Source organism: Shewanella glacialipiscicola (genome assembly GCF_023283485.1).
In the GTDB taxonomy this organism is placed as follows: Bacteria; Pseudomonadota; Gammaproteobacteria; order Enterobacterales; family Shewanellaceae; genus Shewanella; species Shewanella glacialipiscicola.
In genome coordinates this window covers 21,666-36,943 of the sequence record NZ_JAKILU010000030.1, presented here as the reverse complement: position 1 = coordinate 36,943, position 15,278 = coordinate 21,666, and the positions used below count along the sequence as shown (strand labels likewise).

Below are 15,278 nucleotides of genomic sequence, written 5' to 3'. Positions count from 1 at the left end.
CGTTTACTTTTATTCATTTTGTCACCTAAATTCGCTATGAATGAGATCATAACATTTCTTATTAGGTGGCCAAATTCACTATGCCACTTCACTACAAACGCAGGATATTCAACAAAGGGTTAAATAATATTATAAAAAAACCATGAACCGTATTTGTTATTGCCTCAGCAAAACGTGATTCATGTTATTGCTATCAATTTATGGGTTGAAGATGAGATTTCAAGTTAAGCCATTACTCATCATTAAAGTAGGAATTTGTCATCTTAACCTTTGTTATTTTAACCATAGTCTCATTATAATTTATGGTTTTTGTACCCTCGATTCTGACATGCCACTATATCATTTAATCTATTTTTCAATGCTTTGCTTGTACTAAAAGTAAGTTCTTAAGGTTTATCATCAATCGGCGGATAAGATAGTATCACTGCCGTTATGAATGATAATGTTTGAGGCCACAATAGCTTGATAGTCATTATTTTTGGCTTTAATGTATTTCGTTATTCATGTATTTTGATTTTCAAACTATAATCCCAGTATTAATTATTGATAGTGCAGGGAAAGGATTACACGATGGAATCAACCACAAGCGAACAACATTTACATCATGCCGAAACGAGCCATGGGATAGGGCACTCGCTCACGCCGTGGCAGCATTCCCATCAGTTTTCGAGCCTAAATAGAAAAGGTGAGAAAAATACGCGTTATGTACTGTATTTGACTATCGTGACTATGGTGGCTGAAATTGCCGCCGGAACCATTTACGGTTCTATGGCGCTGCTGGCCGATGGTTGGCATATGGGCACCCATGCTGCGGCCTTTATGATCACTTTATTCGCTTATTCCTATGCCCGTAAACACGCTAACGATCCTGCTTTTGCTTTTGGTACGGGCAAGGTAAGTGTACTTGGCGGTTACACCAGTGCGATAGCTTTAGGTTTAGTCGCATTGGTGATGGTGATTGAATCGGCAATGCGGTTGATTAACCCCGAGCAAATTCATTTCAACGAAGCTATTTTTGTGGCGGTGATAGGTTTAAGCGTTAATGTGCTGAGTGTGTTTTTACTCAAAGATCACCATACCCACGACCATGGGCATCACCACGATCATGGGCATCAACATGATCATGAAGACGATCATGCACATAACAATAGCCAGGCACACGCCCATGACAATCACACCCATACGGCTCGTTCACATGATGAGCCCCCACATATGCACCATGACTCACATGCACACGATGAAAGTCCTCATGATCATAGCCATTGCCATCATGAAGAGGATCACCATGCTGTTGAGCATAAGGGCCAGAAGGCCCAAGGTGGCCATGATCACAATCTTCGCGCCGCCTATTTTCACGTTTTAGCTGATGCGTTAACGTCAGTGCTCGCCATCGCTGCCTTGTTGTTTGGCAAATACATGGGACTGACTTGGCTCGACCCGATTATGGGGATTGTGGGGGCGGTGATTATCAGCCGTTGGTCATGGGGGCTTATTCAGCAAACGAGTCCTATCTTGCTCGATGGTGGTGTTAAAGCATCATTGCAGCGTAAAGTGGCAGAAACCATTGAGGCTGTACCCGATCATCACATTGCCGATTTACATCTTTGGCGAGTGAGCGCCGATCACCATGCTATTATGGTATCTATCGTGTCCCATTCACCAAAAGATGCCAGCTATTTTAATCAGTTACTGTCACAATTTCCTGAGTTGTCCCATATCACTATTGAACTCCATACTTGTCGTCAGCGCGAGTGTATGGCTAAGGAAGCCTAATGACTGTTGCACATCATCATTCATCAAACTTGCAAGCAAGTGACTCTGATTCGACTGCTGCTGATTCAACAGCCGCACATTCAACAGATCATGCATTAAATCATGTGATTATTGAGTTTTACGAAAAACTGTCATCTTGGGAGCACGCCATAGTACGTGATAAAGGCTTTAGTCTATCGCAGGTGCATACTATTGAGTTGCTTGGCGTGCACGGTGCCATGCGGATGAAAGAACTGGCGGATAAAATTGGTGTCACGACCGGCACGTTGACAGTGCAAATTGATAAAATGGTAGAGGCACAGTGGGTCGTACGTCGTCCCCATGAAACCGATCGCCGTTCGATTTTGGTGGAATTAACTGACAAGGGGCAAACTTTGTTCCTTGAGCATGATGCACTACATCTACAGCTCACCACAGATCTCACCGCAAAAATGAGCCGTGAGGAACGAGTCGTGTTGGTTAATTTACTGTCACGCATGAATAACGAGTTTTAATGTAGCCTATTTTATTTACTAAAAGCGTCCCTCGTAGGTAATGCCGTTCACTTAAGAGTGAACGGCATTTTTATTTGGTCTAATTGGATACTTGTTTTTGCTTATTTTAAGCACTCTTGGATAAACCCTTTCCCGTTTACTATCCAACTTAAATTGTCTTGCATTGCGTTCTATATCCAATATATCTGGGGACATTCCCCAGCGTTTGTGATGGTAGTTGTGTCAGCTTAAGGCGCTTTTTTATAGCAATAAATCTTTAAAAACGCGATTCATTCTAGATTAATCATCTTCTATTATTATCCCTTGCACTCTGTTGCATTATTACTGAGTTAATCGTTGAGCTAGCGATTAATTAAGCTAATGTAAGCACAAAATTCAAGATGGACGTTGCTTAAAGGAATCGAATGAATCATCCATTATTACCTTTGTGCATCGCGGAGTTCTCAGTATGAGTGGTCAGCTTCACGCAGAAGAAGATAAATATATTGGGTTGGAGTGCCAAGTCCCTCTAGTTGATATGTTTAGATTCAATAAGTTGCTAGTGGGTGCTAGCTGGATGGGCGAATATGGTAACCCTGATATTCCAGAGGAATGGGCGTACATTAAAAGCTACTCGCCTTATCATAATCGGCATAAAGACGTGCATTATCCAAAAGTCTTTTTCACTACCTCTACACGTGACGACCAGGTTCACTCAGGTCACGCTCGTAAGATGGTAATTAAGATGAAAGACATAGGGATTGATGTGTTGTACTACGAAAATAATGAAGGTGGCCACGCTGGCGCTGCAGATAATAATCAAGCTGCGGAACTTAATTCAATGGCGTTTGCCTACTTAATTACAGCAGTTACGATAATTGCCACAGAATTTACATATTTTAACAAATTAGCTGCAAATTAGTGGCAAACCGAGCAAGTCCCTAATAGGTTGGGGAACAAAAAAACGGTCGAACTTCTTGGAGTTCGGCCGTTTTCTATTTTGCTCTTGCTGCAAGTTGTTGTATTTATGTTTTTATTATGTTGTATTTTTACTGGGCGATTTGAGCCATATGCAAGAGTTTGTTATCATAGGCTAAATTTAAGTCGTAAGATTATCTTAAGATAAATAAGTTAGCTTCGATAAATTATTAATTTGAGAGAGTTATAGCAGTGTTAGCAAGATTTAAAACTCTATCAGTGAATCAATTCACTTTTATCATCGCGTTATATTTCGTCTGTATTTTCAATATTCCATTATTTGGCATCATTAAAAAAGGCTTGGAAAAACAAACTGATGTAGATCCCATCTTTATCGCGACTATGCCGCTATTTTTAACTTTTGCACTTAGTTTTGTATTTTCATTATTTACGACAAAATATCTTCTGAAGCCATTTTTCATCATGCTCACGTTATTGTCATCGAGCGTTTTTTTTGCCGCGTATGAATACAACGTCGTGTTTGATTACGGCATGATTGAAAACACCTTTCAAACTAATCCTGCCGAAGCGTTAATGTATGTGAATTTCGCTTCAATCATGAACATGTTACTAACAGGGATTCTACCTGCGTACCTTATCTATAAAGTGGATATTCAATATAAGCCTTTCTTAAAGGAGCTGCTACATAAGGTGCTGTTTATGCTAACCATGTTGGCAGGTCTTGGTGTGATTGCTTTCTTCTATTTTCAAGATTATGCCTCCTTTGGCCGTAATCATGACGAGTTGAAACGCTATGTCGTACCGACCTATTTTATTGGCGCCGCATCTAAATATATTAATGTGCGTTATTTACAAACACCGATGCAGTATGAACAACTGGGGCTGGATGCTAAAAATGTCAGTGCTAACCCCAACGGTAAACCTAACTTATTAATTTTGGTGGTGGGTGAAACCGCGCGCTCGATGAACCATCAATATTATGGCTATGACAAACCAACTAACGCCCATACCCAAGATCAAGGGCTTACCGTATTTAAAGATACCAGCTCATGTGGCACGGCGACTGCGGTGTCTCTGCCTTGTATGTTTTCACGCATGGGGCGAGAGGATTACGATGCTCGCCGCGCCTATGCCCAAGATACTGCGGTGGATGTACTTGATCATGCTGGCATTAAAGTACAATGGTTTGATAATGACTCTGGCTGTAAAGGTGTGTGTGACCAAGTCGAAAATATCACCATTAATTTAAAAAGCGATCCTAAATTATGTTCTGGAGAATATTGTTTTGATCAAGTGTTACTCAATAAGTTAGATGAGGCTTTAGCTAACGCAGAGCGCAAAGATACTGTGATTGTTTTACATATTATCGGCAGTCACGGGCCAACTTATTTTTTACGCTATCCGCCAGAGCACCGTAAATTTACGCCCGATTGTCAACGCAGTGATATTCAAAACTGTAGTGCTACTGAGCTAATGAACACTTACGACAACACCATTTTATATACTGATTACATCATCAGTGAGGTGGTTAAAAAATTACAAAATCAGCAAGATAAATTTGACTCTGCCATGTTGTATCTTAGCGATCACGGTGAGTCTTTAGGTGAAAAGGGCATGTATTTGCATGGCGCACCTTACCGTATTGCCCCCGTTGAACAAACGAGTATTCCGATGCTTGCTTGGATATCAAAGGATTTTAGCCAGGATAATCATTTAGATATGGCTTGTTTAGCGCAGCATGCAGCCAAAGGCGGGTTTTCCCATGACAATTTATTCGACAGTCTATTAGGCCTAATGAATGTCAAAACAGCAGTGTATAAGCCAGAGTTAGATATCTTTGCCCGTTGCCGTGGCTAAAGCATCAAGGTTTGTTGCAGGGATGATGTTATAGCGTTTGGTTAATCGCAGTCATTAATCCCATTTTTTACTGTTAAAGAGGGTGATAACATCCTCTTTTCTTTTACTTCTCATGATAATAATTCATTTCCCCATATCCAAATTAAAGTAGTTGAGTTAACTTAAGGTATACAAAAATATAACATTTATATGGTTTACGATTTATGTCTCCAACTGCAGAAAATAAAGAGCTTAATTCTGCCGCGCACATTTTGCGTTTGGCGGTACCGCGAATGTCATCCCTTGAAATTCCGGTTACGCCTGAAAACTACACCGTTTGGTATGAGTATTTTTCTGGAACAAATCTTGATTTAAACCGTGCGATTGATGGTTTTTTGGCTAATTCTGTTTCTTTTACCAAGGAGGTAAATACCAGCCTGTATAAGAACTTTATTCAAGAGCAATCACCCGAAGTCATTGAAAATGTGCAGATTGAAACGCAAATTCTGATCAACAGCCTAATGACTAAAATCAGTCAACTCAATCAAGGTACCACTGCGTTCTCGGGCTCGTTAGCCGAGTTTGGTTTGCTTCTTCAAACTAAGCCCGATATTCATACCTTAAATGAGCTGGTTGATGGTGTTGTCGATGAGATGCAAATGCTGCTTATCAACACTCGTGATATGGAGCAAAGCTTACGCACTATGGGTCAAGAAGTGCAAAGTCTTAAATCGGAAATGGAAAACCTGAGTCTAGCGGCGATGACAGACCAATTGACGTCGTTGCACAATCGCCGCGCTTATGAGCTGAGTATTCAGGATCAAATTCACCACGCCGAAGATCACCAAACCCGCTGTAGCTTGTTGCTAATTGATATTGATAACTTTAAAGCTTTTAACGATACCTACGGCCATTTAACCGGCGATAAAGTGTTGGCCTATGTCGCATTGGCGTTAAAGCAATGTGTGCGTGGCGACGATTTTGTAGCGCGTTATGGCGGTGAGGAATTTGTAGTGGTGTTACCTAATACGCATTTTCATGACGCATTACAAGTGGCTGAAAATCTGCGCGAACGTATTTCTGAGCGCCACTTGACCATAGGCAAAGATAAAAAGCTTTCCCTCGGTGCGATTACTGTGTCTATCGGACTGGCTTCATTGCAACAAGGTGACGATGCCGAAACTCTATTTAGTCGTGCAGATACAGCGCTTTATCAAGCTAAAGCAGAAGGCCGTAATTGCGTTAGAGGTTGAACCGCTGTCAATGTAAATGGCTGTGTTGTAGGTATTTATATTTAAAGACAAAAAATCCCAATCATATTTCACCAAGAAATAACCTTAAATAACACAACGCCGCAATAATTTGCGGCGCTGTGGTCTGTAGTTTACAAAACAATAAGTGCGTTATAGATAACTGCTATTTATCACTGGGCGGCGTTAAATCCATGTGCATTTTGATTAAATGTTCCTCCATATCGAAGGTGACTTTAAAGCCTAAACTTTTAGCTAAACTTGCCATATTACGATTTTCAAACATGGTAAACCCTGCAAGCACAGGAGTGTTATTGGCTTGATAATATTTAATTAGCTTTTCCAGTAATAACTTACCTAAACCTATACCTTGGTGATCGCCGCGCACAGCCATGGCAAATTCGGCCTCTGTATTATCAGGATCAATTGAAGCGCGCACCGCGCCAAGCGTAATATCATCGCCATCAGGACCTTTGGCGGTGGCGATAAAAGCCATTTCGCGGGCATAATCGATTTGAGTTAACACCGCCATTTCTTCATGGGTCATTTTTGAGCGCACGCCAAAATAACGCTTGTATCTGTCTTCATCGGATAGCGAGTTATCAAAGGCTAAATGCTTTGGTTCATCCTCCGGTAAAATCGGTCGCAGCATGACCTTAAGGCCATTTTTAAGCACGGCAAATTCTTCTAACTCTTTTGGATACGGCATGATGGCCATGCGAGTAGAGTTGTCAGCATTCGCCTCATGCAAACGGATATTCACATCAAGCAGGGTGATGTTTTCACCTGCGGCTAAAACAGGATTTAAATCTAACGAGGCGATTTCAGGACAATCGATAATGATGTGCGATATTTGCGTGAGCATTACGCACAGGGCATTCATATCGAGCCCCAACGGTAAATGTCGGTCTTTTAATTTATGGGTCTTTAATGCTTGGATCACCATATACCGTGCCAGTGCCATATTCAGTGGTGGCAGTGCCACGGCGGCGTCATTAGTCGGATCCCATTCTGAGCCGCCTTCACCTAAACAAATCGCAGGGCCAAATACGGGATCGCTTATCACTGCCACACGAATTTCTTGCGCGCCTGCGGTTAAGGCCATTTTCTGCACTATCATGCCTTCAATAATCGCCTCAGGATTGGCTTGATGCACCCTTTGGGTAATCGCACTCGCCGCGTGACGGATATCTTCGGCCGAGGTTAAATTGAGCATCACCCCGTGAACATCGGATTTATGCAAAATATTGGGGGATTGCACTTTTAAGGCTAAGGGATAGCCCGCTTCGTTCGCAATGGCTACGGCTTCATCGGCATCTTTGACAAACCAAGTGTCGATAGTATTAAGCCCATAGGCACGCAAAATAGGGCTGGCCTCGTGAGTTTCTAATACGGATTTACCTTTAGCTTGAGCCGCTTGCAGTAATTTGCGTGCCGTTTGGCTATCGGTAGGGATATTATCGGGAATCGATTGCGGTACTTCTTGCAGCAGCTTTTGGTTGCGGCGGTATTCCACCATGTGCATAAAAGCACCGACAGCACCTTCGGGCGTACGATAGGTTGCAATGCCACCTTTGGTAAAGCGTTTACGAGCTTGATAAGCTGAATCTTCACCGCTCCAGTTAGTGAGAATATTTAAACGATTCTTTTTAGGATGCGCATGAATGGTTTTAATTAATGCATCGGCTATTTCAACACTTTCACCCAATGCTGATGGAGAGTGCATCACTAAAATGGCATCTAATTCATTGCTATCCATCAAAATATTTAACGCTTTAGCATAACGTTCTGCGTTAGCATCGCCAATAATATCCAGTGGGTTTTGTTTTGACCATATATTGGGTAACACGCCATCAAGTAGTGCAATCGTGCCATCGGTAAGCTCGGCAAGTTTACCGCCGCGCATAATGAGCTCATCGACCGCAAGCACCGCTGGGCCGCCACCATTACTGATGATACCTAAACGCTCACCTTGCAGCGGATTAGAATGCGCGAGGCTTTCTACCGCAGCAAATAATTCAATTAAATCGTTAACCCGCAGCATACCAGCACGGCGAAACGCCGCTTCGTACACCGCATCGTTTCCGCCCACGCCGCCCGTGTGCAGTTTTGCCGCACGCGCACCCTCAGGGCTTCGACCTGATTTAATTACTAAGATAGGTTTATTGCGTGAAGCTGCGCGCGCTGCAGAGAGAAAATGGCGCTTTTCATTGACTGAATCGATATAAAGCATAATCGCACTGGTACGGCTGTCGCGGCCAAGGTAATCCAGTAACTCATCAAAACTAATATCGGTAGCATCACCAAGGGAAATAAAAGAAGAAAAACCAATGCCTTTATTATTTGCCCAATCAAGCACTGTGGTACAAATTGCCGCAGACTGTGACACAAAGGCGATTTTACCAGGAAGGGCACCTGCATGGGCTAAGCTGGCGTTCAACCCCAGCGTTGGTAATAATATTCCTAAACTATTTGGCCCAAGAATCCGCATGCCATAACGTTTTGCATGTTGCATGGTCAGTTCAAGTAAGCTCACGCCTTCCTCGTTAAATTCCTGCGCCATACCAGAGGCCATAATAATGGCGACTTTACAGCCAAACTGAGCAAGGGTTTCAACAATGGCGGGCACACGGCAAGCACGAGTACAAATAACCGCTAAATCGGGCTTAATCGGTAAAGCCTGAATATTGGGATACGCGAGCACGCCCATCACCGCCCGATATTTAGGTGTGACTGGCATGATTGGCCCAGAAAATCCCGCGGATAGCAGGTTTTTCATCAACACGTTACCAGCACGTTTTTCAGTATTGGATGCGCCAATAATGGCCACCGAGGTGGGTTTAAATAAGGAGTGTAACGTACGTTGGCTCATAAGCGGTTCCATCCCAGTCAATGACATAGCCAGTGTAACCTAGGGGTTTAAGGACTGCACCGTTAAGTTTTTGTATTGGTGAGATATGTAAGCGAGTAGATCCTTAATTTGTTAAAAAGAGCGTTTTATCCTTCGCCGCTTAGAGACAGATATTAATGTTTGAAATGATACTAAGGTAAGCGTTTTAACCGGTCGAATTAATGCAATGTGGATGCGTTTATTACCTGTTAATACCATAGATAACTTTATAGGAGATTGTTTTACTCGTAATAAAAAAGTCGTCATTGGATACCAATGACGACTCTTAAATGCGATAACGCTGGGTTAATCGATACGAGTTAGCCGAGCAATATTACGCGCTTTTTCTCGCTTCCATTTCAGCTTGGCTTGAAAGATATTCTTCGAAAGTGCCTTGGAAGTTTGTTATCTTTTTATCTTTAATATCAATGATACGTGTTGCTAATGACGATACAAACTCTCGGTCATGGCTAACAAATATCAAAGTACCTTCAAAATCTTTCAAAGCATTATTTAATGCTTCAATCGCTTCCATATCCATGTGGTTAGTCGGTTCGTCCATGATCAACACGTTGATGTCTTGCATCATTAACTTGCCGAATAACAAGCGGTTTTTCTCACCACCAGAACAGTTACGGGCTTTTTTGTTGGCATCATCTTCGGTAAACAGCAAGCGACCTAACATGGCGCGCACCATTAAATCGTTATGCTTAGGTAAGCGCCATTGGCTCATCCAATCCATCAGTGTGTAGTCATTATCAAACTCGCTGCTGCTGTCTTGTGGACAGTAACCGATTGATGCGTTTTCTGACCACTTGACCACGCCTTTGTTGTGCTCTAAATCGTTGACTAAACAGCGTAAAAAGGTCGTTTTACCTACACCGTTTTCGCCGATAATAGCCAGTTTAGCGCCAGCTTCGAGGATTAAATCACCACCTTCGAATAACACTTCGCCATCAAATCCGTGGGCTAAATCTTCTAAAATCAATGCTTGGCGATGCATTTTTTTGCCCGCGTCAAAGCGAATAGAAGGGTGGATACGGCTAGATGATTTCACATCATCCAGTTTAATTTTGTCCATTTTCTTTGCGCGTGAGCTAGCTTGTTTAGCTTTAGAAGCGTTAGCACCAAAGCGGTTAACGAAGTCTTGTAATTCTTCGATTTCAGCACTTTTCTTAGCATTGCCTGATAATAATTGCTCACGGATCAAGGCTGATTGGGCAAGGAAGTATTCGTAGTTACCTGGGTAAATGCGCAGTTCACCGTAATCGATATCGGCCATGTGGGTGCAAACGGCATTCAAAAAATGCCTATCATGGGAAATAATAATCATGGTGCATTTACGTTTGTTCAACTCGGCTTCCAACCAGGTGATGGTATGGATATCCAAGTTGTTGGTCGGCTCGTCGAGCAGCAAAATATCTGGGTTAGCAAACAGTGCTTGTGCTAGCAAGACGCGTAATTTCCAACCCGGTGCGACTTGTTGCATTAAACCGTAGTGGAAGGATTCTTCAATCCCCGCTTCTAGCAGAATTTCACCCGCGCGGCTTTCGGCGCTGTAACCATCCATTTCAGCAAATTCGCTTTCTAAATCACCTACACGCATGCCATCGTCTTCTGTCATGTCAGGCTTGGCGTAAATAGCATCGCGTTCTTGTTTGACTTTCCACAGGGCAACATCACCCATGATCACCGCATCAATGACACTGTATTGCTCAAACGCAAATTGATCTTGGCTCAGAGTACCGACTTTTAAGCCGGGTGTGATGGACACATTACCTGAGGTTGGTGCTAAAGCACCGCTAAGGATCTTCATAAAGGTCGATTTGCCGCAGCCATTTGCGCCAATCAAACCATAACGGTGACCATTGCCAAATTTCGCTGAAATATTTTCAAACAATGGCTCTGGGCCAAACTGCATCGTGATGTTCGCGGTAGAGATCAAAGGAGCTTTCCTAGGTATTTGCTAACGGGGAGGGTGACAAACAAGCCTCAAAATGAAACATGCGCTTTGCCAACACCAGCCAAACATTAAGTTTGCGCTAAAGTTGGAATAATAAGGTCGCGGAGTATACAGACTAAGACCCAAAGATGCGAGCAAGTATGTAAGCCATGCTATAAATCGGATGATGTAACTACTAATTAGGAAGGCGTTATAATGCACTTTGTCGCCGTGTTATCAGTGGGGGCGATAATAAGGTAGATGAGTGTTAAGCCTTTGGCACGATAGCAGTTACGCCAGCATATACACTGTTAATGGTAAATTTTTACGATAGTCGCTAGTCGTTTTATGTGGATTTAATACGGCTGTAGGCCCACTTAGCCCCATGCTCAGTAAATAAAAGGAGGCGTTTAGCGTATTTACCGTTATTATTCCTCCAGTTTTGCCCTGTTGGTCTAAAGGGCATTCACCTAATAGACAACATACTTAAAGTAAACTAATACAGTAAAATCAGCCAATTGGGCTGAATTTGGAACTACCATGATTGAAGAGCAACAAAATAATCCATTACACGGCCTTAAACTCGAGACCATGATCACCGAGTTAGTCGACTTTTATGGCTGGAAAATTTTATATGCAGCATTGAAGTTAGGCTGCTTTAATACCAATCCTACCGTTGAAGCGTGTATTACTTTTCTCAAAAAAACGGAGTGGGCGCGGGAGAAAGTTGAAAACTTTTACCTATATCGCTTTAAGCGTATGCCTAAGGCTATTGGTGAGCAATTTGAGCTCAAGCCACGTGAAAGAGGATTTGCCGCGGGTTTAGCACCGCGTAAACCGATGGAATTAACAATAGAATCCATCGCCCAAATGCAGGCCCAAGCCAGTGCAGAATACGAAGCAGGTAACCGGCATCCAAATTCGGCTAAAAAATCCATGGGTGGACGCGGGGTAAACTCAGGCGTAAACCACCGTAGCAAAAGCGCTTCAGGTTCTTCCTATGGCAGTTCAGATAACGGCTATACACAGCGTCGAGACAGGTCAGAACCGAGAACAACGGAGCGCTCAGGGCCGAGTCCATCAACTGATGATAATGATCCATGGGGCACTAAACGCGGCTAGGGTTGTGCTTGGCAATAATGTCACGCAGATAAGATACCATTGAGGCGCATCACACCAATCAGTTAAACGTATTTATTGGTGGTAATTTTGGGCATTCAGTATCGCCCCTGTATCTGTGCCGAGGTGTTAATCCTAGACTCCATTTTCTGTATCCACGTTAGCCGCAGGACAGAGCTAACGTGGTTTAAATTGAATATAAATTCATTCATTTGCATTTTGGTTAAAAAATTCTCGGGTTTATATTTTTAAAATTGCATATTTTAGAATAAGTATGTATACCTACTATCTTTGTAACATGTCTATTATGCCGTTGCTATTTCCTCTAAAATATCCCTGTAAACGCCATTATTAATCATCCATCGTGCGCGACAAGCTCAAGGTAAGCCGTGTTAATCAATCAGCAATATACTCGCCACGGGCCAGATTATCGATTTGGCGAACAGGTGACTTTTTTGGATATCAAACAGACCTTTGGTTTTAGCCATGTGCGCGTTGGCCGCTGGGTTACGCGGGAAGAATCGCGTATTGCGGCGGATTTGGTGTTTGATTCGCTCGCCGATCTGGCGTTTATCTTAAAATTCCCCCCCTTGACTTTAGGGCTGCGGCAAACGGTGAGTTTGGCCTTTGGTCATGGTGGACAAAAGGGCGTGCAGGCCCATTATGCGCCCGCGACTCGAGAGTTAGCGTTAGCTAAAAATGCGGGTGCAGGTGCATTAGCTCATGAGTTTTGGCATGCGTTTGACCATTACATTGCAGAAAAATCCTTCAAATCGTCGACGAAGCGCTTTCAATGTGCGAGCGATCTTTGGTTAGCCGATTTACCCATTATCGAACATCCACTCAATACACGATTATCTGACATCTTTAAGGTGACATTTTTAACTGGCAATAACGATGAGCCCCACGATTATGTGCACCGAGCGATAGCATTAGACAAAAAATACCAAACGCAGTATTTCTCGCGCCCGACGGAGATGATGGCGCGGGCCTTTGAAGCATGTATTGAGTCTTATTCCGAGATTTCAAACCCCTATTTGGTGTCAGGTACGCGTTTTTCAGCATTAGCAAAGGAGGGCGCTTATCCAGATGAAAGCCACCGACAACGCATTTTTCAAGCATTAATCAATTACTTTGAACCGTTAGGCATCGCACTAGGTAAAACGTCGCAGTAACTCCCATTTTCAAGTACTTTGAAACCTGTCCTTGAGTAATCTTAAGTCAATAAACGCGACGTAAATAATAGACTCGAAATGAGCGTAGCTAGTAAGGTTTTATGCATCATGATTCCCCATCATCGTTTTTTGTGTTTGGCATTCTAATTGAAAATAATAACCAGCCCACCGGATTGATAACAATTCGTATTACCTTTACAATACCAAGATTAAAGAAGTATTAGGAAAGTCACAAATGGCAAAGGTCAGTAACCGGTTCTGGTTTATGTTGCATGGTTGGGTATCACTCCCAATATGGTTATTATTTTGTTTTATCTGTTTGACGGGCACGATTGCAGTATTGAGCCATGAAATAACCTGGTTAACTAACCCTGCGTCTAGAGCATTAAATCCCGATAATTTAGCGGCTAAACCCGTTAGTGAGTTAATGACCATTGTTGAGCAGGCACACCCAACGGCGGCAGTTACCGGCGCGATGACTTTTGAGCCTTATCTGGTGAATGCAATCATGTTGACTGACGTAGATAAACCCTACGCTATTGCTTACGTCAACCAATATACTGGCGAAATTCAACAGATTAATGAGGGCATGACGTTTATTGGTTTTATGCGCTCCTTACACTCTTGGTTATTATTCCCTTGGCATGGCAGTTATAGCGTCGGTTATTACCTCGTTTGTTCGATGGCACTATTTATGTTGGCGTCGCTTGTTACTGGGTTGATTGTTTACAAGCGTTTTTGGCGGAGTTTTTTTGCGCCTAAATTACGTATCAATCAAGGTAAAAAAACACTCTTAGCTGATTTACATAAATTATCCGGTGTGTGGTCAATCTGGTTTATTGCCATTATGTCGTTGACCGGATTATGGTATTTAGTGCAAGCAATTTTTTGGCATGCAGATATTGATATCGAGCCCCATGCACCACTAATTGCCGTTGAGCAATTGCCCTTTAGCCCGAAAGGTGACACAAGCTCACCCATAGCCAGCGTTTCATTTACACAAGCGTTAACATTAGCGCAAACACGCTTCCCTGATTTTCAGCCCAGCTATGTGATGAAACCTGAACATCATCGCGACATGTATCATTTAAGCGGTGGCGGTGATTATATTTTTTACGACCAAAACGTTTATAACCTCAGTATTAACCCTTGGACGGGGGAGGTGGCAAGTGCCTCATCACCTGACACAATGACAGCAATGCAAACTATTATGCATCTTGCAGATCCACTGCATTACGGCACTTTAGGCGGGATTTGGACCAAGATGATTTGGTTCATTTTTGGACTGATATTATCAGGCATGTCGATCACGGGGTTTATGATGTGGGGATTACGTCATGTGCGCGCATTTAAAGCGCAAGAGTCAGATGACTTAGGTGCACAAATATTAGGAGAGGCTCGATAATGGCGATGAATTACGCGCTTTTTTGGCAAAAAAATAAATATAAACTCAATGGCCTCATTCTGTTGCTGCCGTTGTTGTTTCTTTATCAATCTTTAACGCCCACGTTTCCACCCGCATGGCCATCGCAGCAAGTCGGTGAGTTTAAGATTGCGCCAATGCCATTAGATCTCAACACGCCCTATACACATCATGATGATTATGTGAAAGATTTTATGTTGATATTTGAGCAAGGCGATATAGGCAATATACGTCAAGGCTATGCCAATATTGGTCCAGAAGCATTACCACTGGATATTTTACAACGCAGTGAGAATGGTGTTGTACATGGTAATAAACATGGTCAGCATGTGCATGCCATTGCCGCAAAAAGTTTAACCGCCACCGATAACCTATGGGTATCAATAGAGAATTGGCAAGGTGAATGGCAGGTCGCAAAGTGGCCTATACCTAATGAGCTACTCGCCCAATAAATAACA

10 protein-coding genes and 2 pseudogenes are annotated in these 15,278 nt (G+C 42.8%); 9 read left to right on the top strand and 3 right to left on the bottom strand.

From position 1 onward, the window contains the following. Window positions 1–570: 570 nt before the first annotated feature. Both L2717_RS16520 and L2717_RS16515 read left to right on the top strand, forming a co-directional pair. Window positions 571–1,773 carry a cation diffusion facilitator family transporter gene (locus tag L2717_RS16520; RefSeq protein WP_220774961.1) on the top strand — a complete coding sequence of 401 codons (1,203 nt, stop codon included), beginning with the start codon at window positions 571–573 and terminating at the stop codon, window positions 1,771–1,773. Further along, window positions 1,773–2,267: a MarR family winged helix-turn-helix transcriptional regulator gene (locus L2717_RS16515; RefSeq protein ID WP_220774962.1), complete on the top strand. Its 495-nt coding sequence runs from the start codon at window positions 1,773–1,775 to the stop codon at window positions 2,265–2,267. Before L2717_RS16520 ends, L2717_RS16515 begins: the two co-directional genes overlap by 1 nt. 51 nt (window positions 2,268–2,318) lie before the next feature. Here the strand turns inward: L2717_RS16515 and L2717_RS16510 are convergent. Beyond that, a pseudogene (locus L2717_RS16510) lies at window positions 2,319–2,496 on the bottom strand (IS4 family transposase); the annotation flags it as partial. Window positions 2,497–2,703: 207 nt separating this feature from the next. Between L2717_RS16510 and L2717_RS16505 the strand changes: the two are divergent. The 3 genes and pseudogenes from L2717_RS16505 to L2717_RS16495 form a co-directional block, all read left to right on the top strand. Further along, window positions 2,704–3,168: pseudogene (locus L2717_RS16505) on the top strand (prolyl oligopeptidase family serine peptidase); the annotation flags it as partial. A 248-nt stretch (window positions 3,169–3,416) separates the two neighbouring features. After that, window positions 3,417–5,042 (top strand): phosphoethanolamine transferase, encoded by a 1,626-nt coding sequence (locus L2717_RS16500; protein ID WP_248938112.1) that lies wholly within the window; start codon window positions 3,417–3,419, stop codon window positions 5,040–5,042. A gap of 203 nt (window positions 5,043–5,245) precedes the next feature. Next, window positions 5,246–6,274, top strand: a complete 1,029-nt coding sequence (locus L2717_RS16495; RefSeq protein WP_220774495.1) for a GGDEF domain-containing protein — start codon at window positions 5,246–5,248, stop codon at window positions 6,272–6,274. A 163-nt stretch (window positions 6,275–6,437) separates the two neighbouring features. Here L2717_RS16495 and L2717_RS16490 read toward each other — a convergent pair whose 3' ends face one another. Continuing rightward, window positions 6,438–9,143, bottom strand: coding sequence for an acetate--CoA ligase family protein (locus L2717_RS16490; protein WP_220774496.1), 2,706 nt, complete (start codon window positions 9,141–9,143; stop codon window positions 6,438–6,440). A gap of 352 nt (window positions 9,144–9,495) precedes the next feature. Further along, window positions 9,496–11,106, bottom strand: coding sequence for an ABC-F family ATPase (locus tag L2717_RS16485; RefSeq protein ID WP_076502157.1), 1,611 nt, complete (start codon window positions 11,104–11,106; stop codon window positions 9,496–9,498). 537 nt (window positions 11,107–11,643) lie between these two features. Between L2717_RS16485 and L2717_RS16480 the strand changes: the two genes are divergently transcribed. From L2717_RS16480 to L2717_RS16465, 4 genes are all read left to right on the top strand, one after another. Next, a complete protein-coding gene (locus L2717_RS16480) occupies window positions 11,644–12,225 on the top strand; it encodes a VF530 family protein (protein WP_220774497.1) in 582 nt (193 codons plus the stop codon). Window positions 12,226–12,611: 386 nt separating this feature from the next. Beyond that, window positions 12,612–13,397, top strand: a complete 786-nt coding sequence (locus tag L2717_RS16475) for a CLCA_X family protein (protein WP_220774498.1) — start codon at window positions 12,612–12,614, stop codon at window positions 13,395–13,397. A 235-nt stretch (window positions 13,398–13,632) separates the two neighbouring features. Beyond that, on the top strand, window positions 13,633–14,802 hold the full coding sequence (locus L2717_RS16470) for a PepSY-associated TM helix domain-containing protein (protein WP_220774499.1): 1,170 nt from the start codon (window positions 13,633–13,635) through the stop codon (window positions 14,800–14,802). Between the two features lie 5 nt (window positions 14,803–14,807). Further along, the gene (locus L2717_RS16465; RefSeq protein ID WP_373316160.1) at window positions 14,808–15,272 is read left to right on the top strand and encodes a PA2404 family protein; all 465 of its coding nucleotides are present in this window, start codon (window positions 14,808–14,810) and stop codon (window positions 15,270–15,272) included. The last annotated feature ends 6 nt before the right edge of the window (window positions 15,273–15,278 follow it).